Here is a 26,780-nt window from a genome sequence, read left to right on the forward strand (position 1 = left end):
TTATTAGTTGATTAATAAAGTAAAATAAATAAGTAAAAACCATCTCCGGGGAGATAGCTTGAGGCTACTGGGAGAACTCCCCTGGCTAATATATTACAACAGAGACTGTTGTTATTTCACCAACACCGGATCTGTACGATATTGCGTTGGGAACAACTGCTGTAACTGTTTTACCTTCGGCAAATCATTCACCACGATATAGGGCTGATCCGGGTTAAGGGTGAGATAGTTTTGGTGGTAAGCCTCGGCAGGATAAAAATGGCCATTCTCCTCAATGCGGGTCACCAGCGGTTTGGCAAAGCGTTTACTGGCATCCAACTGTGCAATATAAGCCTTGGCAACCTGCTGTTGTGACGCCGTCAGTGGGAAAACGGCTGAGCGGTATTGCGTGCCACTGTCCGGCCCCTGGCGATCGAGTTCGGTTGGGTTGTGTGCTACCGAAAAATAGATTTGCAGCAGTTGGCCATAGGTAATCTGCTGTGGATCAAAGGTGACCTGCACCGACTCTGCATGGCCGGTATCCCCTCCACTGACGGCCTCATAATTAGCCGTTTGTGCCGCACCTCCGGTATAACCGGATATGGCATTGGTCACACCTTTAACATGTTGGAACACCCCTTGTACGCCCCAGAAACAACCGCCGGCAAAGATCGCGGTTTCCGAGCGCGATGTCGTCGGCGCTTCGTCTTTTACCGGCGCAGGGATCGCTACCGCCGCCTCGGCATCACCCAGTGGCCAGGCCACGCTCTGCAAACAGAATCCGGCGGCAACCAATATCGCACCCCATATGCCGTATTTACCAAGCGATGGCAGCGTTTTGTCTACGTTTCTCATGTTATTCCTCACTATTCTGGTTAGGCAGAGCTTGGCGTGAACAGCATGGCGATGCCATTCATGCAGTAGCGCAAACCGGTGGGTTGCGGACCATCGTCAAATACGTGCCCCAAATGCCCGCCGCAGCGGCTGCAATGCACCTCTTCGCGAACCATGCCCAGCGTTCGATCCTTACGCGTCGCCACCGCCTGTTCGAGGGGTTGCCAGAAACTGGGCCAGCCGGTATGGCTGTCAAACTTGGTGTGGGAAGAAAACAGCGCCTGCTGGCAACCCGCACAGGCAAACTGACCATCGCGGTGCTCATCGTTAAGCGGGCTGCTGTAAGGGGGCTCTGTGCCTTCCTCGCGCAAAACCGCATATTGGCTGGCAGAGAGCCGTTGCCGCCATTGTTCTGCGGTATAGTTGACGGCAAACGACTCCGCCATCGCCGAACGAGAAAAAAGGGCAGGCAGCAGGCCCACGGCATAGGCCACAGAGAGTGCCCCGCCACCCAGAATAAAATACCGTCTGTTGATCATCATCGTTACCTCTGGTGCTATTCACCGACAATGACAAACTACAGAGAAAGTCGTGACCAAATCCTCACGGAGAGTTCACAAATTTGTGATAACTGGGAACGCTGCATTAGTACGTTGAAAGTTTAAATGGAATTTCTAATTTGGCGGAGTACGGGCTAAGAGGGAAAAATGAAGGAGCGCAGCCTCTGCCGCGCCCCTGGATAGGAAGTATGTCAGCCTATCGGCATAACTTACTCATCTTCAAGATAAGTATAGCCATACAGACCAGCCTCGAACTCTTCGACAAATTGCGCCTGCAACTCCGCGTCGAGATCGGTTTCTTTCACCTGATCGCGGAATTTAGCCAGCAGCGCGATCGGATCGAGCTGCACGTATTCCAGCATGTCGGCTACGCTATCGCCTTCATCAGACAGCTCGGTTTCTACGCTGCCATCAGGGAACACAAACACATCCACCGACGCCGTATCACCAAACAGGTTGTGCATATTGCCCAGGATTTCCTGATAGGCACCAACCATGAAGAACCCCAGCAGAGGCGGGTTTTCCGGATCGTACGGTGGCATCGGCATGGTGGTGGCTACGCCGTCACCATCAATATAGTGATCGATGGTGCCATCGGAGTCACAGGTGATATCCAGCAATACCGCACGGCCTTCCGGCGGCTTGTCCAAGCCTTCCAACGGCAAGACCGGGAACAGCTGATCGATACCCCAGGCATCCGGCATCGACTGGAACAGTGAGAAGTTGACGTAGAACTTGTCCGCCATCCGCTCCTGCAATTCATCAATGATTGGCCGGTGCGCGCGATTGCTCGGATCGAGCTGCTGCTGGATCTTGTTGCAGATATTCAGATACAGCTGCTCGGCATAGGCACGCTTGGTCAGATCCAACATGCCATGGGCATACTGGGTATGCACATCGTGCAGATCCATCTGGCTATCGTGCAGCCATTCACGCAGCGAACGACGGTTTTCCGGCTCGTTCATTTCCTGCCAGGTTTCCCACATGCTTTCCAGCGCGCGCGGCGCATCTTCGACCGGAGGAACCGGCTCACAGAATTCGTTGCGCTCAACGCCAATAACGTTGGAAACCAGCACCGTATGGTGGGCAGTTACGGCACGGCCAGACTCGGTGATCACCGTTGGATGCGGCAGGCCATGCTCATTACAGGCATCACCGATCCCCCAAATCACGTTGTTGGCATATTCATTCAGGCCGTAGTTGACCGAACAGTCGGACTGCGAACGGGTGCCTTCATAATCCACACCCAGGCCGCCACCTACGTCGAAACATTGAATGTTTACGCCCAGCTTATGCAGCTCGACATAGAAACGCGCAGACTCACGTACGCCAGTGGCGATATCGCGAATATTGGCCAACTGAGAACCCAGGTGGAAATGCAGCAGTTGCAGGCTATCCAGGCGGCCCGCTTCACGCAGGGTCTCCACCAGCTTCAATACCTGAATGGCGGCCAGACCGAACTTGGATTTCTCGCCACCGCTCGACTGCCATTTACCTGCCCCTTGTGACGCCAGGCGGGCACGTACGCCCAGGCGTGGTACGACATTCAGGCGCTCAGCTTCTTCCAGCACCATCTGGATTTCCGACATTTTCTCGATCACCAGGTACACTTTGTGCCCCAGCTTTTCACCAATCAGCGCCAGACGAACATATTCACGGTCTTTGTAGCCGTTACAGACGATCACCGAGCGGGTCATACCGGCATGGGCCAGTACCGCCATCAGTTCCGCCTTGGAACCGGCTTCCAGCCCCAGTGGTTCACCGGAGTTGACCAGTGATTCAATGACGCGACGGTGCTGGTTAACCTTGATCGGGTAAACCAGGAAGTAGCCACCTTCATAGCCGAAGGATTCACGCGCACGTTTGAACGCGGCGTTAATGGAACGCAGGCGATGCTGCAAGATCTGCGGGAAGCAGAACAAGGCTGGCAGGCGCTGGCCATCTTTTTGGCGCTCTTTCACCAACTCGGCGAGATCGACGCGCGCATGCGGGACGTCTGGGTCCGGGCACACGCTGATGTGGCCCAGCTCATTGACGTCAAAGTAATTGTTGCCCCAGTAGGCGACGTTATAAGTGCGCAGCATCTTGCTGGCATTACGATCATTCATGGCAACCTCCTGCATGGAGCGTAAAGATAAATTATCACCCGCTACTGACGGGCGTTGGATCGGCATATCTTCAGACATTACTCGCCTCACCTTGCATACTGACGATATAGTCAGCCACTATCGCAGCTACAACCCGCGAGAACAACCCGGAAACACCCCATTTTAGCAGTGAATTCACCTGCCGTTCGTGGTCAGCGATCGGTTTATACCCAATAGATTTATTGTAAGACACCCTGTTCAAACCTCGTGAATCGGGTAAAGAATCATCCCACAGTTGGCTGCAGGCTACCCTTGTTCAGTGCTTCAGACAGCCGTTAACCGGCCCGAGAATCCTGAGTGGCGCCCAGATGTGTGTAACATCGGGTAGATGGTGTAGAGACAAGACGGGAAATAGCACAAGAATGCGCGCCAGAACGGCACTGCTGTTGAGAACCAACAACCAGTAGACAACGGATCATTAATCCAACCACCTCCACGCATGCCGCTCGCGATGAACGACAAAGCCTCTATATAGTATAAGAACGTGAACGTTCAATGAAGCGGCGGCCCCATCATTGGGTACCTACGGTAGATCATGGCGCGGCGTTGCCGGGTTTACAGAAAGTTTCAATTTTCTGCAACACGCTGTGCACCAAATGAACCGCGCGCGCAGTTTATACCGGACCCCCGGGCAAAATGCAAAATGAAAATTCGCCAGAAACTGTTTCAAGCGATGAAAATGGCGGCAAGCGGTTTGCCCAAAAGAGCGTTAGAGCAAAAAATTGCTGGCAATCCGGCTAAAGGCTGACCTAAAATAGACGTCCAGATGTTAATCCATCTATACTGATTAACCGATAAACTGCTTAACGGCTTTGCCTGAGGGGCGTTGCAGGATGCATCTCGCCATCAGCGGAAGACCCTTCGCTTTGATGCCCGGATCTCCAGCGCTGTGCAGTAATTTCCAACCCGTCTTTTGCAAGGTAAAGAACACCATGGCTAAACACCTCTTCACGTCCGAATCTGTTTCCGAAGGACATCCGGATAAAATTGCCGATCAAATCTCGGATGCCGTTCTTGATGCCATCCTGGAACAGGATCCAAAAGCCCGCGTAGCCTGCGAAACCTACGTGAAAACCGGCATGGTGCTGGTTGGCGGCGAGATCACCACCAGCGCCTGGGTCGATATCGAAGAGATCACCCGTAAAACCGTGCGTGAAATTGGCTATGTCCACTCCGATATGGGCTTTGATGCCAACTCCTGTGCCGTATTGAGCGCCATCGGTAAACAGTCACCGGATATCAACCAGGGTGTCGACCGTAGCGATCCGCTGGAGCAAGGTGCTGGCGATCAGGGCCTGATGTTCGGTTATGCCTCGAATGAAACCGACGTGTTGATGCCTGCGCCAATCACTTACGCCCACCGTCTGGTTCAACGCCAGGCCGAAGTGCGTAAAAATGGCACCCTGCCTTGGCTGCGCCCAGACGCCAAAAGCCAGGTCACGTTCCAGTATGACGATGGCAAAATCGTCGGCATCGATGCCGTGGTGCTGTCAACCCAGCATTCCGATGATATCGCGCTGAAAGATCTGCAAGAAGCGGTGATGGAAGAGATCATCAAGCCGGTACTGCCAGCCGAGTGGCTGACCGCAGGCACCAAATACCACATCAACCCAACCGGCCGTTTTGTTATCGGTGGCCCAATGGGTGACTGTGGTCTGACCGGCCGTAAAATCATCGTTGATACCTACGGCGGCATGGCCCGTCACGGTGGCGGCGCATTCTCCGGCAAGGATCCTTCCAAAGTTGACCGTTCTGCGGCCTATGCTGCACGCTACGTGGCAAAAAACATCGTGGCCGCGGGTCTGGCAGATCGCTGTGAGATCCAGGTGTCCTACGCTATCGGCGTGGCAGAACCAACCTCCATCATGGTGGAAACCTTCGGCACCGAGAAGATCTCGACCGAGCAACTGACCCTGCTGGTGCGTGAGTTCTTCGATCTGCGCCCATATGGCCTGATCCAAATGATGGACCTGCTGCAACCGATTTACCGTGAAACCGCAGCTTACGGCCACTTTGGCCGCGAACACTTCCCATGGGAAGCGACCGATAAGGCAGCCCAACTGCGTGAAGCGGCTGGTTTGAAGTAAGCCTGAGCGTTAGACGTAACAACGGCGAGCCTGAGGCTCGCCGTTTTCGTTTGTAGATGGGTGCTCGTAGATCTCTATACCCTATGGATTTCAAGTTGGCCGCTCTTGCGCATCCCTGCGCTCACGGCATTTGTACATCCCTGTACGGCACAGCTAGGCACCAAGCTATCTCATCCCCAGGAGCTTACGTTTTTGTAAGTGACTGGGGTGAGATAGTGCAGGTAACAACGCTGCGACTTGAAAGACGACGGGTATACGCTTACAACCAACGGGCGGGAGCAGGCCCCCGCCGTTGGGTTGCCTTACCGTTCGGATTCGTAGGCCAAAATGGCCGCAACCTCCGTGTTGCCCGATCGAATGCGCAGCTCACAAAGCTTGCTGCGCGTTATCCATACCAACAAGATTACGGTGGTACAGATAACGACCAGTTTTACGATATCTCCTCTGTTTGGCATTATGCCTCCTTATCCTTGCCTCGCGGCGAGTAAGAAGCTAACCTAACGTTGTTGGGCGTTAGAGTTGGCCTCGGGTTGATATTATCGACCTGGGGCTTTTCTCTTTGTACCTTTCGCTCAGGCTCCAGATACAAAGATCCAGAGCACCCACCCGCAGTATATTCACCTCTCCGGCCCGACTGGCGGCTGTTTCACGGCTAAATACCAACTTTGCGCAGTGCCACGCAATGCATTGTAACGGCCTGAAAAAACCAAGGGCCCAGCAATGCTGAGCCCTTGGTGGCAAAGGTGGGAACCCGAGATAGTCTACGAAGTTTGCTTACGCAGCAGATAGACAAAGTACGGCGCGCCAATAAAGGTCGCCAGCAGCCCTGCGGGGATTTGGTAAGGGAACATCACCATCCGGCCACACCAGTCCGCAAACACCATCAGCAGGCCGCCTAGCAGCGCAGCAATCACCATCTGGGGCTGCGCCCGGCGGAATCCCAACATGCGGGCCATATGCGGTGCCATCAGGCCAATAAAACTCAGCGGCCCGACGGTTAGCGTCGCCATCGCCGTCAGCGTTGCCGCCAGCAGCAAAATGCTCAGCCTGGTCGGCGTCAGAGCAATCCCTACGGAACGTGCTGTAGCGCCGCCCAACGGCAGAATTGTCAGCCAACGTCTGCACAGTGGGGCCAACACTATCAACACGCCAGCAATCGCCGCCGTACGTATTGCCTGCGGGGCATCTACCGAGTAGGTAGAGCCGGAGAGCCACACCAACAGCCCCCCCATACGGGGATCACCACTGGCCAACAGCAGGAAAATGGTCGTGCTAAAGGCGGTGCTGAGGGCGATCCCCGCCAACAGCATGCGTTCGGTAGAGAATCCGCCGCGCCCAGCCGCAATCATGATGATCAACAGCGTAGCCGCCGCACCCAGACTCCCGGCGGGTAACAGCCACATAAAAGCATCACCAGGGACGATAAACAGCATCATCACCACGCCGAAAGCCGCGCCGGAACTGATCCCCAGCACTTCCGGGCTGGACATCGGGTTACCGGTCAGTTTCTGGATCAGCGTTCCGGCTACCGCCAGCATCATCCCTGCCGCCAGGGCAGAAACCACTCGTGGCCAGCGCCAAGGCATCAGCGCCTGTAATTCACCGCCTACGCTCCAGTGCCAGCCGTGGGGGTTTTGCCCAAACATCAGCGCCACCGCAATCCCGGCCAATAGTAAAACGCTCCCTAGCAGGATCCATATCGGCAAGTTGCCACGTTCGACAGGCACTTTGTCGCCCAAATCCATCGGCGGAGGGGTTGCGCTGCTGCGTAAGCGTGGTAACAACCAAAGCAGCAACGGCGCACCAATCAGTGCTGTCGCCGCACCGGTCGGGATTTCACGCCATACCAACGTCAGCCAGATCATCACCTGATCGGTCAACCACAGCAGCAATGCCCCCAATAGTGGAGCCAACATCATGCGGTGGGCCAAACGGCGAGCTCCCAGCATCTTGGCCATCAACGGGGCAAATAGGCCGATAAAACCGATCACGCCAACCGCATTGACCAACATGGCGCTGAACACAATCGCCACCGCCAACGCGGCAAAGCGCGACATTGCCAGGCCCAGGCCCAGATTACGTGCCACTCCGTCGTCCAACCCTAACAGCGTTAATGGGCGGATCAATAACGCGGCTAGCACTGCAACCAACAGCAAGCGCGGCAGGATAAACTGCACCGTCCCCCAATCCTGCTGATTTAGCGCACCGGTGCTCCACAGGAACAGGCCTTGCAACCGATCGTAATTGAACAACGCCAGCAGGCTATTGACCGCCCCGCAGTACAGCCCAAGTACCAGACCGGCCAGAATCAACGTCACGGGCGACATCCGTTTGCCCCAGGCAACGCCGAACACCAGCCCGCCGACCACAATGGCACCAACCATCGCCGCCAGCTGTCGGGTCAATTCGCCCCCTGGCAGCATCCAAAGCGTAGCAATCGTCAAGCCTAGCTGAGCTCCGGCAGCCACGCCGAGCGTGGCAGGTTCCGCCAAAGGATTGCGTAATACCTGCTGAAACAGTACGCCGACCAATCCCAGTCCGGCCCCCACCAGCAACGACACTGACAGGCGTGGCAACAGGCTGTAGTGGAACAGCATCTGATCGACATTGTCGATATCTGGCTGAACCAACGCCTGCGACCACTGGCTCCACGGCAGTTGATGCAGCAGGTTGAAGAGCGTCAGGCTACCCGCTGCGGCCAGCAATAACAGAATCAGCGCTATCGGCAAGATACGCAGGCGTGCACTCATGAGCGGGTCTCCTGCGCCTGCTCCAGCAAGCGGCAAAAACGCATGGCCGACAGCGTGGCGCCGTAGAACCACACCGCTGGCACCTGCCGCAGTTGGCCCTGGCGGATAAACGGTAAGGCCTGCCACAACGGCGTCTTGCTGACCTTATCCATCATGGCTTGATTACCGTGATCGAGATAAATCGCTCGCGCATTTTTTATTGCCGCCAGACGTTCGATCCCCACCACCGAGGTCCCCCAGAAGTTGGTTTCCCCCTGCCAGGCATTCTCGATGCCTAGCTGATCCATCACTTCCTGAAACAGGCTCTTCTGGCCGATCACCAACACGTGCCGAGGATCGAGCAAAGAAAACAGCAGCAGCGGCTGTTGCCGATACCCCGCCAGGCGGTTACGCGCCTCCCGCATAAACGCATCAAACTGTTGCAGATGCTGGGTAGCCCGCGCTTCCAGACCTATCCGCTGTGCCAATTGCAGCAACGAGTTTTTGCCCACGGTGAGCGGTCTACCGCTGCCGTCGTTAAAACCAAACTCCATGGTCGGGCCGATAGGCTGCAGTTTTTGTGGCGTAGGGCCATAGCCTTTGGAAAGCAGGATCAGAGAAGGTTTCAGCTGTTGTAACAGCTCCAGATTAGGTTCGGTACGTTGACCGACGTCGATCACCGAGTCCGGCAACCGAGGATCTTGTACCCACAGGTTGTAGTTGTGGATATCGGCCACCGCCTGCGGCATCACGCCCAGTGCGATCAACAGCTCGACCGGTAGCCACTCCAATGCCGCGATACGGGTGATATCGGGCAAACCTGTCGCTCGCGACGGTAAAGAGAACAACAGAGGCGATAATGCCATCGCCGTTAATAAACGCCTGCGCAGCGGGTCATGATGAAAATCGGCAGAGGTAGGCATTAATACACGAAGCTCACTGGTGCACCGCCACTTGGATGCGGCAATATGCCCATCGGGATGCCATAGATCTGTTCCAGCACCGGCCCTTGCATCAGTTCGAGCGATGACCCCTGGGCAATCATTTCACCGCCGCGTAACGCCACCAGATGGTCGCAATAACGAGCTGCCATGTTGATGTCATGCAGCACTGCAATCACCGTCAGGCCGCGCTCATGGCTCAGGCGTTGGATCAACGCCAGCACTTCAACCTGATGGGCAATATCCAACGCCGAGGTCGGCTCATCCAGCAACAAACAACGGCTATCCTGCGCGACCATCATCGCCAGCCAGGCCCGTTGACGTTCACCGCCGGAGAGGCTGTCTACCAGGCGGTTGGCAAAGGGTTTGAGCCCCACCAGCCCGATTGCCTCTTCTACCAGCTCGCGATCGCCAGCCTTGAAACGGCCTAACGCGCCGTGCCACGGGTAGCGCCCGATGGCGACCAGTTCGCGCACCGTCATCCCTTCTGCTGCGGGCAATTGCTGCGGCAGATAGGCTACTTGGCGAGCAAAGGCTTTGCTGTCCCATTGGCCCAGCGGTTGCCCGTTAAGCAGCGCCAGGCCGGAGGTAGGATTTTGGTGGCGACCGAGGATTTTCAGCAGCGTGGATTTGCCGGAGCCATTATGGCCAATCAATCCACACACTTTGCCTTGAGGAAAGACCAATGACAGCGGCTGTAACAACACCCGCCCTGGCACGGCAAAGCTAACACGGTCGAGCTGGAACGTAGCATCGCGATTAAGGTGTTTATCCTGCATAGGCCCTGCTTGGCAGGGAGCGACCAAAGGCCGCTCCCGTTAGCCGATTAGAAACTGAAGGTTGCCGTGGCGACCACTTGACGTTCTGCACCCCAGAAACAGCCATAGGTGGCGAAACAGCTAGAGACATACTCTTTATCAAACAGGTTGTTAACGTTAAGCGCAACGGAAGAACCAGGCAGGTTGAAGCGCGCCAAATCATACTTGATCACGGTATTCCACACGGTGTAGTCCGGCACTTTGAAGGTGTTGGCTTCGTCACCATAGGTTGAGCCGGTATAACGCACACCCGCGCCCAGCGTCAGACCACTCAATGCGGTTTCATGGAAGGTATAATCTCCCCACAGCGAGGCCATATGCTTAGGAATGATCGCCGGCGTATTGCCCTGGTTGGTGGTGTCTTCGGTGTATTCAGCATCGGTATAGGTATAGGACGCCAGCAGGTTGACGTTAGCCGTCAGCGCCGCTTTGCCTTCCAACTCTACGCCGCGAGAGCGGATCTCCCCAGTTTGCTGCTGGAACCAACCTTTATCGGCATGCTCAACATCCGTGACCAGGTTATTTGACTTGGTCAGTTGGTAGATGGCAATGGTGGCAGAGACAGGGCGATCTTTTGGCATGTATTTCACGCCAGCTTCATACTGTTCGCCTTTGGAAGGAACGAAGGCTTTGCCGTCATAACCTGCGCCCACGTTCGGCTCGAAGGATTGCGCGTAGCTGACATACGGCGAGATGCCGTTGTCGAACAGATAGTTCAGGCCGATGCGATTGGTAGACTGGTGGTCTTTCTGCTCGCTATAAGGAACCGTTGCCATGTCGGTGCGATCTTCAACGGTGCTCTTAGCCCAGTCGTAACGTGTACCGGCAGTCAGGATCCATTGGTTCCACTCGGCCTGTTCCTGCAGGTAAATGCCCACCTGCCGTTGGCCATTGACCTTACTGGTTGGATTTAACGCCCCCTTGGTATAATTCCCAAACTGCGGGTTGGCCAGATCCAGTGGACTGGCCACGCCCCAGCCGCCCTGAATATCGTTGCTCATGCGCATAAAGTCTACGCCGGCCAGCAGCGTATGATCCACGCGGCCAGTAGCAAACTTGGCCTGGCCCTGGGTATCGACGCTGAAGTTATTCAGGCGCTCATCCGAAGCGATATAGTTACGGTTCAGAGTCGTGTTGTCGGCGTTTACGCCAGTGCCATAAATATTGTTCTGGTTGGTATGCAGCTGCATATAACGCAGGTTCTGGCGTACGGCCCAGGTATCATCGAAATCATGAGAGAAGCTGTAACCAAACATCCGCGTCTGGCGCGAATAGAAGTTACTCTTTTCGCCTTCGTTGAAGCTGGTTGGCAGCTTGCCGTAAGGCGCGTTGACCACCGTTCCCTGCATCGGCAACCAGCCGTAGTAGCCGAGGTTAGGATCGTTTTGCAGGTAAGAGTACAGCGTCAGGTTGGTATGCTCATCGGGCTGCCAACTGAATGAAGGCGCAATGGTATAGCGTTTTTCCTTGGCCATCTCCTGCTGAGCGTCTGCGTCTTTGGCCAAACCGGTCAGGCGGAAGGAATACTTGCCGTCATCATCCAACGCATTGCTGAAATCAAAGCCAGTCTGGAACAGGTTATCTGTCCCCATTTTAAATTGGATTTCTTTCAGCGGTTCCGTGGTTGGGCGCTTGCTGATCAGCGAAATAATCCCACCAGGGCTGCTTTTACCGTAAAGCACGGAAGAAGGCCCGCGCAGCACTTCGGCCCGCTCCAGGAAATAAGGATCGATTACCGCTTCGTTAAAATAGTCGCCTTGCAGCTTCAAACCGTCCAGATAGATATTCTGGTTGACCGAGCCAAAACCACGAATATAAACCGCATCATAGACGTTCGAACTACCACGGCTGCCCACCATTACACCAGGGGTGAAGCCTAACGCTTCTTTCACCGAGGAAGGCTGCATAACGTCCATTTGTTCACGCGTGACCACAGACACCGATTGAGGGGTCTTCACCAGCGGCGTATCCGTTTTGGTACCGGTCGCGCTGCGTTTCGCCACGATGGTGCCAACTGGGCCCCAGGCGCTTTCCTGTGAAGCACCACCGCTGCCGCCCCCTACCACCGTAATAGTATCGGCATCCTCGGCAGCCGTCGTCTGAGCTGCAACCGCAGGCAAGGTTAGCGTAGCCGCGATCGTGGCAGCCAAAACGCTGACGGGGAACAAGCCTGATTTGGCCGGTGATGAGGAATGACGCTTGGTCGGCATGTCTGGTTTCTCTGATGTGGTTTGATAACGAATGTGAACGATAATAATTATTATAAGCGCGGCATTTTATGCAGAAGGCTAGCGGAACTGCAAGCGTATTTCGGCCGTAAAAAAGCTATGGGATTGGCGTGGTAACCGCATTAACAGCGTGGAAATAAAACCGACAACAAAGAAAGGAAAGCCCGTAACAGAACGCTACGGGCTTGATAACACGGTAAAATCAAATAATAAATATGCTTAACATGACGGCTGGGGTTTATTTGCCAAACATATCTTTTATCCAGCCAGCAACGCCGTCGGCATCTTTCTGTTCGCCGGCTTGCTGCTGTTGAGTTTGTTGCTGCTCGGCCTGGCTTGCCTGACATAGCCCTTGCGGGTTTTCAGTCCAAACCGGGATGGTGCGCCAACTGCCGCCACCACAGATAAAGTTACCGGCAGAATCAATACCCATCTGGCTAATGCCTTCCGGTTGTTGCAGCTTCAGCACCAGCGGCGTCTGGTTTTCCAGATAGCGGCGATACAGCGTCAAAGCACCATTTGCACCCGTCAGTTTGGCCGGGCCGTTATTGTCACGCCCTACCCAGGCAATCGCCACTTCCTTACCGTCGATACCGGCAAACCAACTGTCACGCAGATCGTTAGTGGTACCGGTTTTAGCGGCCAGGTTGTAATTAGGGAACTTGACCGACAGCGAACGGGAAGTCCCGCGCGCCACACCCTGCTGCATAGCATACAGCGTCAGGTAAGCCGCCTGCGCTGGCACCATACGTTCCGCCTGCGGGAAGCTCTGATACAACGCTGTACCGTCTTCCGCAATCACCGAACGCACGGCAGACAGCGGCGCACGGTTACCCCCGCTGGCGATGGTCTGGTATTCCTGTGCCACTTCCATCGGCGTCAGGCCGATGGCCCCCAGCAACATGGAAGGCACCGGAGTGATCGCCGATTTAGGAATACCCAACTTTTGCAGGGTAGCGCTAATTTGATCCAACCCCACCGACATGCCCAGATTGACCGTTGGCACGTTGAGCGAGTTGGCCAACGCATCCACCAGCATCACCCGACCACGGAACTGGCGATCGTAGTTATTCGGCTGCCACGAGCTGCCGTTCGGCAGTTTGATCGACAACGGCTGATCCGCCAGCCAGGTATTGAGCCGATACTTATCCGGTTCCGACAGCGCGGTCAGATAGGTTGGCGGCTTGGCCAGTGACCCTACCAAACGGCGCGCCTGCAGCGCACGGTTAAAGCCGGCAAACTGAGGATCGGCACCGCCCACCATGGCACGGACCTCTCCGGTAAAGCGATCGACAATCACCATCGCCGCTTCCAGATCGTTCAGATGACGCGCCGCACGCAGCGCCGGGATACCGTCTTCCACCGCTTTCTCGGCCGCATCCTGTGAAACCGGATCCAGCGTAGTGAAGATCTTCACGCCGGAAAGATCGTTAACCTTGTCACCCAGCTTGGCCTGCAACTCCTGGCGCACCAACTGCATAAACGCAGGCTGCGGTGAAATCACCCCACCTTTCGGCTGTACGCCCAGCGGGCGAGCGCTCAGCATGTTATACAGCTCAGCATCGATCACTCCCTGGTTCTGTAACAGCTTGAGCACCAGGTTACGGCGCTCCAGCGCCAACTTTGGGTTACGCCAAGGATTATACAGCGAGGCCCCTTTTACCATGCCCACCAGCAGCGCCTGTTGATCCAGACTCAGTTCATCGACCGGGCGACCAAAGTAGTACAGGCTGGCCAACGGAAAGCCACGGATCTGATCGCTGCCGCTCTGGCCGAGATACACCTCGTTCAGATACAGTTCCAGAATACGGTCTTTGCTATAACGGTAATCCACCAGCAAGGCCATGTAGGCTTCGTTAAGCTTACGCCACAGCGAACGCTCGTTGGTCAGGAACAGGTTTTTTACCAGTTGCTGAGTCAAGGTACTGCCGCCCTGCACCGCACGCCCGGCGGTCAGGTTGGCCACCACGGCACGGCCAATGGAGTAGAAGCTGATACCATCATGCTCGTAGAAATGACGGTCTTCGGTAGCGATCAGCGTGTCGACCAGCAGATCTGGGAAACCAGAGCGCGGCACAAACAGGCGTTGCTCGCCATTCGGCGATTGCAGCATGGTGATCAGGCGCGGATCGAGGCGGAAGAAGCCAAAGTTACGCTGATTTTCCATGTTGACGATTTTCGCCAGACTATTGTTTTGGAAATCGAGGCGGGCGTGGATCTGGCCTTCTTTGCCATCCGGGAAATCAAACGGGCGGCGCAGCATCTCGATGCTGTTGGCCTGCACGGTAAACTCCCCTGGCCGGGTCATACGGCTGACCTGGCGATATTGCATCCCTTCCAGCAGGGCGACCATTTCCTTTTTGCTATACGGCATGCCCGGCTCGAGGTTAACCATGCGGCCATACACCGCCGCCGGTAACTGCCAGACTTTGCCATCGATGCGGCTACGGATCTGGGAATCCAGATAAACCCCGTAGATCGCCAGCAGCACCGCAATCACCAGGAACAGTTTTATCAGCAAGCCGAGCCAACGGCGCTTTTTACGCGGCGACTTCGCTTTTACCTTGGGCGGCATGCGTTGTTCCTCTTCGTCGTCATCGTACTCATCATCGTCATACTCATCCTGATACTCGTCTTCTTCATAATCGTCGTCACGGTGACGACGCGCCGCTTTACGCGGCTGATTACGTTTTGGTTGTTTGCCTTTGCGCCCGATGGGCTCGCGGTCATCCCCAGCCATTGCGGTTCTTCTCCACGCTTGCTGCAATTTATACCCTATGGATTTCAAGCTGCGGCTAGGCGACAAACTATCTCATCCCCAGGAGCTTACTTTTGGGTAAGTGACTGGGGTGAGATAGTGCAGGTAACAACGCTGCAGCTTGAAAGACGACGGGTCCGTTATTTTGTCGCTTAATCTGTCCCTAAGCCATCTGGCTGAACAGAAGAAACATCTGAATTCGTTACTGGTATTTCTTGGTGCGCCTGGTGGGGGCGGTATTGGCCGGATCGTCTGGCCATACGTGCTTGGGATAACGCCCCTTCATCTCCTTTTGCACCTCGCGGTACGCCCCTTGCCAGAAGGCGGCCAGATCGCCGGTGATCTGCAATGGCCGGTGCGCCGGAGAGAGTAACTCAAGCACCACCGGGATGCGACCCTCAGCCAACGTTGGGCTACGCTGTTCACCAAACATCTCCTGTAAACGCACTGCCAATACCGGCGGTTTATCGGCATCGTAGCGGATCGGCAAGCGGCTACCAGTCGGCACAGCATAATGAGTTGGCAGAGCATTATCCAGCCGTTGCTTTTGCTGCCAGTTTAACCGGCGGGCCAAGGCTTCAGCGATATTGACCTGCTTTAATCCGCGCAGATCGCGAACGCCGCTCAATGACGGTAGCAACCAGCTCTCCAGGGTGTCGAGCATCGTCTCGTCATCCACCGGCGGCCAGTCAGCCTCTGGCAACCAACGCTGGGCACAGTGTAAACGCAGGCGCAACTGTTCGGCAGCGGTGTCCCAGTTAAGCACTGCCAATCCCTGGGCGCGGACCCAATTAATCAGTGCCTGTTGCAGTTCCTCTTCCGCCGGCTTGGCCAGCGGCTGAGCCCGCAGCGTCAAGCGGCCAATCTGTTGGCGCTTCCAGGCCCGCAGGGTGCCCTTTTCTTCATCCCACTCGACGGCGGTCTGGCTGCTGACAATCTCGGGCAACCGAGCGACCAACGCATCAATTTCAATCGGTAACGCCAGCAGGATACGGGCATCCGGGCTGTTATGGCCTTGCAACAGGCTGGGAATAATCAACCAGGGAGCCCTGGAGAGCGCTTCGTCCTGATCCATCGCTGCGCCCAAACCATTGGCCAACAGATAGCGCCCATCCTGCCCGCGCCGTTGGGCGATACGATCGGCAAAAGCCTGCGCTAACAGAGGAGCGGCCAGATCGGCATCAATCTGCCCACTTTTCTGCGGTAAGCGCTTACTCAGTTGCGCCGCCCGACGTTGCCAATGCGGCTGTGGACGGCTTAGCCAATAGCCGATATCCATCTGCCCGCTGCGTGGCGGTTCCTCCAGCAAAGCGGCCAACATCGCCGCCGTGGCTAATCCATCGGGTCCCATCTTGGCACCGGCGCACAGCATAGCCGCCAGTCTGGGTTCACACCCCAACCCGGCCATTTGGCGACCAATGGTTGTGAGCTTCTCGCCGTCATCGATAGCTGCCAGGGTATGCAATAAACGGCGAGCGGCAGCTAATGCAGCCAACGGCGGCCGATCGAGCCAAGTGAGTTGATCCACATCCACACAGCCCCATTGCAGCAGTTCCAGCCAGAAGCTGGCCAGATCGCTTTGCAGGATCTCCGGTTCAGCATGTTCTGCAGCGCGCTCCGCCTGCTCTTTGGCAAACAGATGCCAGCAAATTCCAGGCTCCAAACGCCCGGCACGCCCGGCGCGTTGGATCATCGAAGCCTGGCTGATACGCTGGGTGACCAATCGCGTCAGGCCATTACGGACGTCATAACGCGCTACGCGCTCCAGCCCGCTGTCGACGACCAGGCGGATGCCTTCAATGGTCAAACTGGTTTCCGCAATATTGGTCGCCAACACCACTTTACGCCGCCCGTGCTGCGCCGGTTGGATCGCCTTTTGCTGCTGTGCCAACGGCAATGCGCCATACAGCGGGCAGAGATCGGTATCCGCTGGCACTTCGCCAATGAGCCGTTCCTGCACGCGGTTAATCTCCGCCACGCCGGGCAGGAATAACAACAGCGAACCTGATTGCTCAGCCAACAGGCGTTTCACCGCCGAGGCAACGCCATCCTCCAGCCGTTGGTGACTAGGTAATGGCTGGTACTGCCGTTCAACCGGGTAGCTGCGCCCTTCCGACACCACCACCGGCGCTTGCGGCAGCAGTTGCGACAGCCGTGCATTATCCAGCGTCGCCGACATGATCAGCAGTTTCAGATCGTCACGCAGGCCCTGTTGCACATCCAGCAACAGTGCCAAGGCCAGATCGGCCTGTAAACTACGCTCGTGGAATTCATCAAGAATAATCAGCGAGACGCCCTGCAGTTCGGCGTCCTGTTGCAACATGCGGGTGAGAATGCCCTCGGTCACCACCTCCAGCCGTGTCTGTGGCCCGCTTTTGCTTTCGGCACGCATGCGATAGCCCACGGTTTGGCCCGGTTCTTCACCCAACTGTTGCGCCAAGCGATAAGCGACGTTTTTTGCCGCCAGCCGCCGTGGCTCCAGCATGATGATACGCCCCGGCAGCCCGGCTTTTGCCAGGATCTGCAACGGCAGCCAGGTGGATTTCCCGGCACCGGTGGGGGCATGCAACAACACCTGAGGGGCAGATTGCAGTGCGGCGAGCAGCTCATCAAGAACCGCGCTGACGGGCAATGAGGACACAAAACTCTCCATGGGGTAGTTAATGGACGGCGCACATTGTAGCATTACGCCCCGTGTTTCATTCATTTACCGGGGTACTATGTCCAGTTCGCGCCGCCTGTTCTTTGCGTTGTCGCTACCCGATACCTTGCAGCAGCAGGTGATCCGCTGGCGGGCCGAAGCATTCAAACCCGAAGATGGCCGCCCGGTGGCCGCCGCCAATCTGCATCTGACGCTGGCCTTTCTCGGCGAGGTCAGCGCACAGAAAGAACAGGCACTAAAAACGCAGGCCGGGCGTATCACACAGGCGGGTTTTAGCCTCAATCTGGACGATCTTGGCCACTGGCCGCGCCCCGGAGTGGTATGGTTGGGCAGCAAACGCCCCCCACGCGCGCTGTTACAGTTGGCGGAATTGCTGCGTTCGCAAGCGGCTCGCAGCGGCTGTTATCAAAGCCCGATGCCGTTTCATCCCCATATCACGTTATTACGCGCCGCGACCCAGCCGGTCGCTATTCCTCCTGGCACGCCGGGTTGGCCGTTCAACGCCAGCCATTTCTCACTCTACCAATCGTCGTTTGAACAAGGCCGCACCCGCTATCACGAATTAGCGCAGTGGCCACTCGCCGACAGGATAAATCATGATTTTTGACCCACCGCTAAAACCGGCCACGCTCATCAAGCGCTACAAGCGTTTTCTGGCCGATGTGATCACCCCCGAAGGTGAAACCTTTACCCTGCACTGCGCCAACACCGGCGCCATGACCGGCTGTGCGACGCCAGGGGACACCGTTTGGTACTCCACTTCGGACAATGCCAAACGCAAATATGCCCACAGTTGGGAGCTGACGCATACCCAGGCTGGCGACTGGATCTGCGTCAACACCCTGCGGGCCAACACTCTGGTTCGTGAAGCCATTGAGCAGAATATAATCAGTGAATTATCCGGTTACAGTAAAATCACCGGCGAAGTGAAATATGGCGGCGAAAACAGCCGTATCGATTTGTTATTACAGGCAGAAAATCGAGTTGACTGCTATATTGAAGTTAAGTCAGTCACACTATTGCAACATCAACAGGGCTACTTCCCCGATGCCGTAACGCTGAGAGGACAGAAGCATCTGCGTGAGTTGCAAAACGTGGTTGAACAAGGGCAGCGGGCGGTGCTGTTCTTTGCCGTGTTACACAGCGGCATCGATCGGGTCACCCCAGCAAATCATATAGATGAGCATTATGCGGTGCTACTAGCGCAGGTTCAGCAGTTGGGAGTGGAAGTTGTTTGTTACGGGGCAAAATTATCACCTGACGGTATCTCGCTAAGCGCTAAGTTACCGTTTTTTATTGGCTAGCGGTGCCGGGCACAAATAAATCGACAACCGGATATTGCTTCGCCAAATACGCCTTCCTTCACACCATTGTCAAGCAGGCGACAGGAATAATTGCCATCCATCTTCCCTTCTGTTATTTATAGCGGCCTGTTTTTCCCCCGTATTGGGGATTCGACATACCCTACTAGCATTAAAGGGTATAGTGCGTGTGTATGTAGGAGAAGCAATATGCAAGAAGGGCAAACCCGTAAAACCTCGTCCTTGAGCATTCTCGCCATCGCTGGGGTGGAGCCGTATCAAGAGAAACCGGGCGAAGAGTACATGAACGACGCCCAGTTGACGCATTTCAGGCGCATCCTTGAAGCATGGCGCAACCAACTCAGGGACGAAGTCGACCGAACCGTGTCGCATATGCAAGAAGAGGCAGCCAACTTCCCCGATCCGGCAGACCGTGCCACTCAGGAAGAAGAGTTCAGCCTTGAACTGCGTAACCGTGACCGCGAGCGCAAACTGATCAAAAAGATCGAGAAAACGCTGAAGAAAGTAGAAGACGATGATTTCGGCTTCTGCGAGTCTTGCGGCGTGGAGATTGGCATTCGTCGCCTTGAAGCGCGTCCGACTGCCGATTTGTGCATCGACTGCAAGACGTTGGCCGAAATCCGCGAAAAGCAGATGGCCGGCTAAGCAGTTGTTACCTCCTGCGGCGCGTGCCTATAGCGCGCGCCGCACAGAGTTAAGGGAAGTAATCCCTTCAGATATGCTAGCAAGTCACTATGTGGGGCGCTTTGCCCCATCGCCTTCCGGGGATCTGCATTTCGGTTCGCTGATTGCCGCTCTGGGAAGCTACCTCCAGGCTCGTGCTCAACGCGGGCAATGGCTGGTACGTATTGAAGATATCGACCCTCCGCGCGAAGTCGCCGGAGCTGCCGGGCGTATCTTATCCGCACTTGAACACTATGGTCTCCACTGGGACGGCCAGGTCATCTATCAATCCCAACGCTCTGAAGCTTACCGCGCAACCCTTGATTGGCTACAACGCCAGGATCTCAGCTATTACTGCACCTGTACCCGCAGCCGCATCCAGCAGATCGGCGGTTTGTACGATGGCCATTGCAGCCAGTTACGGCTTGGCCCGCAGGGTGCCGCGATCCGCTTACGTCAATCAAACCCGGTGTATGCCTTCCACGATCGGTTGCATGGCGAGCTTCGGGCCGATCCGGCGCTGGCACAGGAAGATTTCATCATCCGCCGCCGCGATGGCCTGTTTGCCTACAATCTGGCGGTGGTGATCGACGATCATTTTCAAGGCGTGACCGAAATCGTCCGCGGTGCCGATCTGATCGAACCCACGGTGCGCCAGATTGCGCTGTATCAGCAATTGCAGGCACCGGTTCCTGCCTATGTGCATTTGCCGCTGGCGCTGGGGAACAACGGCATTAAACTGTCGAAGCAAAATCATGCCCCCGCCCTGCCCACTGGCGATCCGCGGCCGGTCCTGGTTGCTGCCCTGAAATTTCTGCGTCAACCGCTGCCGGAAAACTGGCAAGATCTTGATCTGCCATTATTATTGAGCTGGGCGGTTGAGCATTGGCAGTTGGCAAATGTGCCACGTCAGCCAGCGATCCCGCCGAGTGAAAACACAACGGCATTCTCAAAACAGCTGGGGTAAGCTATGATTAGCCGCTATTTTTTTGTTAGCGCCATTTTTATCCGTCACTATCGAGGTGTACCATTTTTACCCGAGTAGCCAATTTCTGCCGTAAGGTACTAATCCGCGATGACAAGTTGACCCGCGAAGATGCGCCGGCCAGCGATAAAAACCAAGTCCGCGAAGAAAGCGCGCCTGCAGAACCGTTAGCCACAACGCCACCGCGCTCTACCGAGAGCGGCAGGGAGACACCTGCCCGCCGTCCAGCGCCGCGTAAACGCCCGCCATTTGTAGCCGCAGAGGGAACGCGCTCAATGACCGTTATCCCCCGCGATCAACATGCGATCTCGCGCAAAGATATCAGCGAAAATGCGCTGAAGGTGCTGTATCGCCTGAATAAATCCGGCTATGAAGCCTATCTGGTCGGCGGCGGTGTACGCGATCTGTTGCTCGGCAAAAAGCCGAAAGATTTCGACATTACCACCAACGCCACCCCAGAGCAGGTACGCAAGTTGTTCCGCAACTGCCGCCTGGTAGGCCGCCGTTTCAGGCTGGCGCACGTGATGTTCGGGCCGGAAATCATCGAAGTCGCCACCTTCCGTGGCCACCACGAGCAGAGTCAGGAATCTGACAAGAACTCTTCCCAGCAGGCCCAGAACGGCATGCTGCTGCGCGATAACATCTTCGGCACCATCGAAGACGATGCCCAGCGCCGCGATTTTACCATCAACAGCCTGTATTACGGCGTAGCCGACTTTGCCCTGCGTGATTACGTTGGGGGCCTGCGCGATCTGCAACAGGGCGTGATACGCCTGATCGGCGATCCGGAAACCCGCTACCGCGAAGATCCGGTGCGCATGCTACGCGCGGTGCGCTTTGCCGCCAAGCTGGATATGACCATCAGCGAAGAAACCGCCGAGCCTATCCCACGCCTGGCCTCCCTGCTGCACGAAATCCCACCGGCTCGCCTGTTTGAAGAGGCGCTGAAGCTGCTGCAAACGGGTTACGGCTACCAGACCTACCTGAAACTGTGTGAATATCAGCTGTTCCAGCCGCTGTTCCCGTTGATTGCGCGCAACTTCACACCAAATCACGACACGCCGATGGAGCGCATTCTGGAGCAGGTATTGAAAAATACCGATCACCGTCTGCAAAACGACAAGCGCGTCAACCCGGCGTTCCTGTTTGCCGCCATGCTGTGGTACCCGCTGCTGGAGCACGCACAGAAACTGGCGCAGGAAAGCGGTCTGGCCTATTACGACGCCTTTGCCTTGGCCATGAACGATGTGCTGGACGAAGAGTGCCGTTCACTGGCAATCCCCAAACGAATCACTACACTGGTACGTGACATCTGGCAACTGCAGTTACGCCTGTCCCGTCGCCAGGGCAAGCGTGCGCACAAGCTGATGGAACACCCTAAATTCCGTGCGGCGTATGATTTGCTGGCACTGCGTGCCGAAGTGGAAAACAACCCGGAGATGCTGCGTCTTGCCGAATGGTGGGATGAGTTCCAGGTGGCCACCGCGGCCCGCCAGAAAAACATGTTGAGCACGCTAGGCGAAGATCCGGCACCGCGTCGGGCTCGTCAGCGCCGCCCACGCCGCAGGTCTCCAAATAACGAAGGAGCATAATGATCCGCGTTTATATCGCGCTGGGTAGCAATCTGGCGCAACCTTTGCAACAGGTGAATACCGCGCTGGAGGCGTTGGAGCATATTCCACGCACCCGCCTGATCGTTTGCTCACCGCTGTACCGCACCAAACCGCTGGGGCCACAGAACCAGCCGGATTATCTCAACGCGGTGGTGGCACTGGATACCCAGTTGCCACCGGAACAGCTACTCGATCACACCCAGGCGATAGAACGTAATCAGGGCCGAGTGCGTAAAGATGAGCGCTGGGGCCCTCGTACGCTGGATCTGGATATGATGCTGTACGGCGATCTGGTGATCGACACCGAGCGTCTCACCGTTCCCCATTACGGCCTGAAACAACGTGAATTTATGCTCTACCCGTTGGCGGATATCGCTCCGGACCTGGTTTTCCCAGACGGTGAAACCCTGGCGGAGTGCCTGCAACGTGTGCCAAAAAACGGCATGACGCTGTGGCATCAGCCCAAGGCTTGAATACCGCCCCCAGACAAGGTTAACGTCGCGATAAACCCACCCTCCTGCCGATTGGCAAAGCTGATACGTAATCCATGCAGGCTGGCAATCCGCTGCACAATAGACAAGCCCAGTCCGCTTCCCACCTGTTCCTGCCCCGGTGGGCGATAAAAGCGCTCACCCAGTCTTTCCAGATGCTCAGCCGTGACGCCAGGACCGTCGTCCTCTACCGTCAGTTGCCGCTGGCTGAGCGTGACCGTTACCGTGCCACCGTCCGGAGTATAACGTACCGCATTGTCTACCAGATTGCGCACCAACAGCGATAACAGCAGCGGCTGGCCGGATAATGCGGGAGGTTCGCCCTGCTGCTGGTAACGCAGCGTGATCCCGGAGGTATGCGCCTGTCGATCCAGTTCCGCCAAGGTCATCGGCACCAGTTGGCTCCAGTCGACCAAGGCCAGACCGTGCAAATCGGCGAGTGAGTCCAGCCGGGATAAGGTGAGCAGTTGATCCACCAGGCGCGTGGCTCGATCGATACCCACCGTCAGGTTATTCACCGCATGTTCACGCATGGGCACATCGTCGCCCGCCAGTTGCACCACCTCGGTCTGCACCCGCAATGCCGCCAATGGGCTACGCAACTCATGGGCTGCATCCGAAGTAAACCGCCGCTCACGCACCAGCAGGCTATTAATGCGCGTAAACAGCGTATTCAGCGCTTCCACCAGCGGGCGCACCTCACTGGGTACCTGGTGTGCATTCAGCGGCGTAGCGTCGTCTGGGGCTCGTTTACGCAGGCTGGCGGCCACCTCACGTAACGGTCTTAGCTCGCGGCCAACCATCAGGGCGATCAATAACATCAGGATCGGCAACGTCACCAGCCAAGGTAGCAACTGCCCCATCACCAACCCCAACGCCATATCCTGCCGATAATCCCATTCCTGGCCGACCACAATGCGATAGCGTCCATCCGGGCTGGTGAGCCATAGCAAGCGCCAGCTGTCGCTATCTCCTTTGCGTTGGCCATCGACAAACCCTTGCCGCTCACCGTCAAACTGAAAATCCTCACCGTTCTCACCGTCGTTGAGCAGCATGCGCCCATCGTGTGAAAAGATAGCGAACGCCAACGCATCATCGTCCTGCTCACCACGTTTGCCGTGGTTCAGCATCTTCTTGGTTTTTGGCAGGCTGCGCACTTGCTGATTAGCCAGCAAATCCCCCAGATCGGCGGTCGCCAGCCGTTTGGCAAACAGCATCTGTTGGGTGTCGAACACTTCGTTGATATTGTGGCGCGTCATCATCCACGCCACCACGCTGGCGGAACACCAGGTCAGCAATGCCAGCAGGCTGAAGATCAGGATCAACCGCAACCGCAAACTCAATGATTTCACGGCTCATCCCCCAGCGTGTAACCCACGCCATGTACGGTGCGGATAAAACCGTTACCCAGCTTGCGCCGCAGATGATGGATGTGAACCTCCACCGCGTTACTGCTCACATCATCATCCCAGTTATACAGTTTTTCCTGGATCAGCGGCCGTGCCAGCACGCGCCCCTTGTTGTGCAGAAACAGTTCCAGCACCGCCAGTTCGCGCGGGGTCAACGTCACGGGCTCACCGTTGCAGCTCACGCTGCGGGATGCGGCATCAAACACCAGCTTGCCGTGGACCAGTTGAGGCGTCAGTTGCCCATGGCGGCGGCGGATCAACGCCTGTAAACGCGCGGCAACCTCCGTCAGGGCAAACGGCTTGCACAGATAGTCATCGGCTCCGCTCTGCAACCCGTTGACACGCTGTTCCAACGCGTCACGCGCGGTCAGGATCAGCACCGGCACATCCTGCCCGGCCTGACGCCACTGGCGCAGCAAATCCAACCCGTCCAATCCCGGCAAGCTGAGATCGAGGATCACCGCATCATAAGGTGCACTGTCCAGGGCGTTCTTACCGACGATGCCATCGGTGAACCAGTCGAGGGTAAATCCCAGCTTGGTCAAGCCCGCCTTGATGCCATCACCGATCAGTTTATCGTCTTCAATCAACAGAATTCTCATGCGCTCTCCCTTTGGCCAGACCATTACATCATAAGCTTCTTAAGAACATCTTAACCATCAGCATCGGAGCTACCCACCCCTGAAGGGTTACAGTAGAATGACAACACTTTTTACCACCGTGCTACAAATCCAGGCCGCGCGGTTACTGCAGGAGACGTTGTGATGAAACCTACCACCCTGAGCCATTTACGCCAGTGGAAGCAGGAGCAGCGCAAGTTTGCGACTATTACCGCCTACGATGCCAGCTTTGCCCAGCTGTTTGAAGAACAAGGTATTAAAGTATTGCTGGTCGGCGACTCGCTGGGGATGACGCTGCAAGGGCATGACTCAACGCTGCCGGTAACCGTGGCCGACGTGGCTTACCATACCCGCGCGGTACGCCGTGGGGCACCAGCCAGCCTGCTGTTGGCCGACCTGCCTTTCATGAGTTACGCCACGCCTGAGCTTGCCTGCCAAAGCGCGGCCGAGGTGATGCGCGCTGGGGCCAACATGGTCAAAATAGAAGGCGGCAGTTGGCTCTGCGAAACGGTGAAAATGCTCACGGAGCGCGCCGTCCCCGTCTGCGGCCATCTTGGCCTCACGCCGCAATCCGTCAATGTATTTGGCGGCTACAAGGTACAGGGGCGCGACGAGTTGGCGGCCAAGCAACTGCTGATCGACGCCCAGAATCTGGAGCTGGCCGGTATGCAGTTGCTGGTGCTGGAGTGCGTACCGACCGAACTGGCCCGCCAGGTTACTGAAGCCTTGTCGATCCCGGTGATCGGTATTGGTGCCAGCAATGCTACCGATGGCCAGATCCTGGTGATGCATGACGCCTTGGGGATCACCGGCGGCCATACCCCTAAATTTGCCAAAAACTTTCTGGCGCAGGGCGGCGATATTCGCGGCGCCGTGCAGCTGTATATTCGGGAAGTCGAGCAAGGTATTTATCCCGACGAAGCGCACTCGTTCAACTGAGTGACCGGCCACGATTGATAGCTAACTAGCTTATCCCTCGGTACTTCACACCGAGGGGGCACCGAGGAGTTATGGAATGGTAATTATCGAAACCCTGCCACTGCTGCGCCAACAGATCCGCCGCTGGCGGCAAGAGGGCAAACGCGTTGCGCTGGTGCCCACCATGGGCAATCTGCATGAAGGCCATATGACGCTGGTGGAAGAAGCCCGCGCCCGTGCCGACGTGGTAGTAGTGAGCATTTTCGTTAACCCGCTGCAGTTCGAACGTGCAGACGATCTGGAGCGCTATCCGCGCACCTTGCAGGAAGACTGTGAAAAGCTCAATCGCCGTAATGTCGAGTTGATCTTCGCCCCTGCCCCGGCCGAAATTTACCCCAAAGGGCTGGAAGAACATACCAGCGTTGACGTACCGGTGATCTCCACCATGTTGGAAGGCGCTAGCCGTCCGGGCCACTTCCGCGGTGTCTCCACCATCGTCAGCAAACTGTTCAATCTGATCCAACCGGATCTGGCCTGCTTTGGCGAGAAGGATTATCAGCAGTTGGCGTTGATCCGCAAGATGGTGGCGGATATGGGCTATGACATTGATATCGTTGGCGTGCCAACGGTGCGCGCCAAAGACGGGCTGGCGCTAAGCTCCCGCAACGGCTATCTCACCGCAGAAGAACGCAAGATCGCGCCACAGTTGAGCAAAATCATGAACGCCCTGGCAGAGCAGCTCGGCAACGGCGAACGCCACATCGAAGAGTTGCTGGCGCAGACGGCCGAAAAGCTGCGCGCAGCAGGTTTCACCCCAGACGAGCTGTTTATTCGCGATGCAGACACGCTGCAACCGCTGGGCGTAGAAAGCCGCCGCGCCGTGGTGCTGATGGCCGCCTGGTTGGGCAAAGCCCGCCTGATCGATAATCAGCAGGTCGATCTGACGCAGTAAGCCCTTTATTGTACAGTCGTTGCCGTTTTTACCCGGTTGGCGGTAGACTGGCCGGGTTTTCGGT

23 protein-coding genes are annotated in these 26,780 nt (G+C 56.5%); 9 read left to right on the forward strand and 14 right to left on the reverse strand.

Going from position 1 to position 26,780, the window contains the following annotated elements; all coding sequences use genetic code 11:
• Positions 1-111: 111 nt before the first annotated feature.
• The 5 genes from msrA to AC6HVW_RS06245 all read right to left on the reverse strand — a co-directional run bounded on the left by msrA (position 112) and on the right by AC6HVW_RS06245 (position 4,454).
• A complete protein-coding gene (gene msrA, locus AC6HVW_RS06225; RefSeq protein ID WP_071681970.1) occupies positions 112-834 on the reverse strand; it encodes a peptide-methionine (S)-S-oxide reductase MsrA in 723 nt (240 codons plus the stop codon).
• Between the two features lie 20 nt (positions 835-854).
• On the reverse strand, positions 855-1,355 hold the full coding sequence (msrB, locus tag AC6HVW_RS06230) for a peptide-methionine (R)-S-oxide reductase MsrB (protein ID WP_226906451.1): 501 nt from the start codon (positions 1,353-1,355) through the stop codon (positions 855-857).
• Positions 1,356-1,582: 227 nt separating this feature from the next.
• Positions 1,583-3,559 (reverse strand): biosynthetic arginine decarboxylase, encoded by a 1,977-nt coding sequence (gene speA / locus AC6HVW_RS06235; RefSeq protein ID WP_021806238.1) that lies wholly within the window; start codon positions 3,557-3,559, stop codon positions 1,583-1,585.
• Positions 3,560-3,795: 236 nt separating this feature from the next.
• The gene (gene yqgG, locus AC6HVW_RS06240) at positions 3,796-3,939 is read right to left on the reverse strand and encodes a small protein YqgG (RefSeq protein WP_418337646.1); all 144 of its coding nucleotides are present in this window, start codon (positions 3,937-3,939) and stop codon (positions 3,796-3,798) included.
• Between the two features lie 368 nt (positions 3,940-4,307).
• Positions 4,308-4,454 carry a hypothetical protein gene (locus AC6HVW_RS06245; protein ID WP_021179752.1) on the reverse strand — a complete coding sequence of 49 codons (147 nt, stop codon included), beginning with the start codon at positions 4,452-4,454 and terminating at the stop codon, positions 4,308-4,310.
• On the opposite strand from AC6HVW_RS06245, the gene metK reads away from it, so the two are divergent.
• Positions 4,453-5,607 (forward strand): methionine adenosyltransferase, encoded by a 1,155-nt coding sequence (metK, locus tag AC6HVW_RS06250; RefSeq protein ID WP_021806239.1) that lies wholly within the window; start codon positions 4,453-4,455, stop codon positions 5,605-5,607. The two genes, AC6HVW_RS06245 and metK, sit on opposite strands and share 2 nt — an antisense overlap.
• A gap of 302 nt (positions 5,608-5,909) precedes the next feature.
• On the opposite strand, the gene AC6HVW_RS06255 is transcribed toward metK, so the two are convergent.
• From AC6HVW_RS06255 to hrpB, 7 genes are all read right to left on the reverse strand, one after another.
• Positions 5,910-6,062 carry a Hok/Gef family protein gene (locus tag AC6HVW_RS06255; protein WP_024484362.1) on the reverse strand — a complete coding sequence of 51 codons (153 nt, stop codon included), beginning with the start codon at positions 6,060-6,062 and terminating at the stop codon, positions 5,910-5,912.
• Between the two features lie 306 nt (positions 6,063-6,368).
• The gene (gene fhuB, locus AC6HVW_RS06260) at positions 6,369-8,357 is read right to left on the reverse strand and encodes a Fe(3+)-hydroxamate ABC transporter permease FhuB (RefSeq protein WP_186485933.1); all 1,989 of its coding nucleotides are present in this window, start codon (positions 8,355-8,357) and stop codon (positions 6,369-6,371) included.
• Positions 8,354-9,259, reverse strand: coding sequence for a Fe(3+)-hydroxamate ABC transporter substrate-binding protein FhuD (gene fhuD / locus AC6HVW_RS06265; protein ID WP_186485934.1), 906 nt, complete (start codon positions 9,257-9,259; stop codon positions 8,354-8,356). The genes fhuB and fhuD overlap by 4 nt, the downstream gene beginning before the upstream one ends.
• The gene (gene fhuC, locus AC6HVW_RS06270) at positions 9,259-10,056 is read right to left on the reverse strand and encodes a Fe3+-hydroxamate ABC transporter ATP-binding protein FhuC (protein ID WP_071681975.1); all 798 of its coding nucleotides are present in this window, start codon (positions 10,054-10,056) and stop codon (positions 9,259-9,261) included. The genes fhuD and fhuC overlap by 1 nt, the downstream gene beginning before the upstream one ends.
• A gap of 47 nt (positions 10,057-10,103) precedes the next feature.
• Entirely contained in the window at positions 10,104-12,305 is a 2,202-nt protein-coding gene (gene fhuA, locus AC6HVW_RS06275; RefSeq protein ID WP_071681977.1) for a ferrichrome porin FhuA, read from the reverse strand.
• Positions 12,306-12,561: 256 nt separating this feature from the next.
• A complete protein-coding gene (mrcB, locus tag AC6HVW_RS06280; protein ID WP_071681979.1) occupies positions 12,562-15,063 on the reverse strand; it encodes a bifunctional glycosyl transferase/transpeptidase in 2,502 nt (833 codons plus the stop codon).
• A gap of 220 nt (positions 15,064-15,283) precedes the next feature.
• Positions 15,284-17,734 carry an ATP-dependent helicase HrpB gene (gene hrpB / locus AC6HVW_RS06285; RefSeq protein WP_222436255.1) on the reverse strand — a complete coding sequence of 817 codons (2,451 nt, stop codon included), beginning with the start codon at positions 17,732-17,734 and terminating at the stop codon, positions 15,284-15,286.
• A 67-nt stretch (positions 17,735-17,801) separates the two neighbouring features.
• On the opposite strand from hrpB, the gene thpR reads away from it, so the two are divergent.
• The 6 genes from thpR (at position 17,802) to folK (ending at position 22,799) form a co-directional block, all read left to right on the forward strand.
• Positions 17,802-18,350, forward strand: a complete 549-nt coding sequence (thpR, locus tag AC6HVW_RS06290) for an RNA 2',3'-cyclic phosphodiesterase (protein ID WP_186485936.1) — start codon at positions 17,802-17,804, stop codon at positions 18,348-18,350.
• On the forward strand, positions 18,340-19,047 hold the full coding sequence (sfsA, locus tag AC6HVW_RS06295; RefSeq protein ID WP_021806247.1) for a DNA/RNA nuclease SfsA: 708 nt from the start codon (positions 18,340-18,342) through the stop codon (positions 19,045-19,047). Before thpR ends, sfsA begins: the two co-directional genes overlap by 11 nt.
• Positions 19,048-19,254: 207 nt before the next feature.
• A complete protein-coding gene (dksA, locus tag AC6HVW_RS06300) occupies positions 19,255-19,710 on the forward strand; it encodes an RNA polymerase-binding protein DksA (protein ID WP_021179742.1) in 456 nt (151 codons plus the stop codon).
• Positions 19,711-19,783: 73 nt separating this feature from the next.
• Positions 19,784-20,695: a tRNA glutamyl-Q(34) synthetase GluQRS gene (gene gluQRS, locus AC6HVW_RS06305; protein WP_071681983.1), complete on the forward strand. Its 912-nt coding sequence runs from the start codon at positions 19,784-19,786 to the stop codon at positions 20,693-20,695.
• Positions 20,696-20,988: 293 nt separating this feature from the next.
• Positions 20,989-22,305 carry a polynucleotide adenylyltransferase PcnB gene (gene pcnB / locus AC6HVW_RS06310; RefSeq protein ID WP_024484352.1) on the forward strand — a complete coding sequence of 439 codons (1,317 nt, stop codon included), beginning with the start codon at positions 20,989-20,991 and terminating at the stop codon, positions 22,303-22,305.
• Positions 22,305-22,799, forward strand: coding sequence for a 2-amino-4-hydroxy-6-hydroxymethyldihydropteridine diphosphokinase (gene folK, locus AC6HVW_RS06315; RefSeq protein ID WP_021179739.1), 495 nt, complete (start codon positions 22,305-22,307; stop codon positions 22,797-22,799). Before pcnB ends, folK begins: the two co-directional genes overlap by 1 nt.
• Here the strand turns inward: folK and qseC are convergent.
• Both qseC and qseB read right to left on the reverse strand, forming a co-directional pair.
• Positions 22,784-24,169 (reverse strand): quorum sensing histidine kinase QseC, encoded by a 1,386-nt coding sequence (gene qseC, locus AC6HVW_RS06320; protein ID WP_071681987.1) that lies wholly within the window; start codon positions 24,167-24,169, stop codon positions 22,784-22,786. The two genes, folK and qseC, sit on opposite strands and share 16 nt — an antisense overlap.
• Positions 24,166-24,828, reverse strand: coding sequence for a quorum sensing response regulator transcription factor QseB (qseB, locus tag AC6HVW_RS06325; RefSeq protein WP_021806251.1), 663 nt, complete (start codon positions 24,826-24,828; stop codon positions 24,166-24,168). Before qseB ends, qseC begins: the two co-directional genes overlap by 4 nt.
• Positions 24,829-24,990: 162 nt before the next feature.
• Between qseB and panB the strand changes: the two genes are divergently transcribed.
• Together panB and panC are read left to right on the forward strand one after the other, a co-directional pair.
• Complete coding sequence (gene panB, locus AC6HVW_RS06330; RefSeq protein ID WP_497569305.1) at positions 24,991-25,785, forward strand: 3-methyl-2-oxobutanoate hydroxymethyltransferase; 795 nt, start codon at positions 24,991-24,993, stop codon at positions 25,783-25,785.
• A gap of 76 nt (positions 25,786-25,861) precedes the next feature.
• Positions 25,862-26,716, forward strand: a complete 855-nt coding sequence (panC, locus tag AC6HVW_RS06335; protein ID WP_024484347.1) for a pantoate--beta-alanine ligase — start codon at positions 25,862-25,864, stop codon at positions 26,714-26,716.
• The last annotated feature ends 64 nt before the right edge of the window (positions 26,717-26,780 follow it).

The sequence above is a fragment of the Serratia sp. NCCP-200 genome, assembly GCF_059697885.1.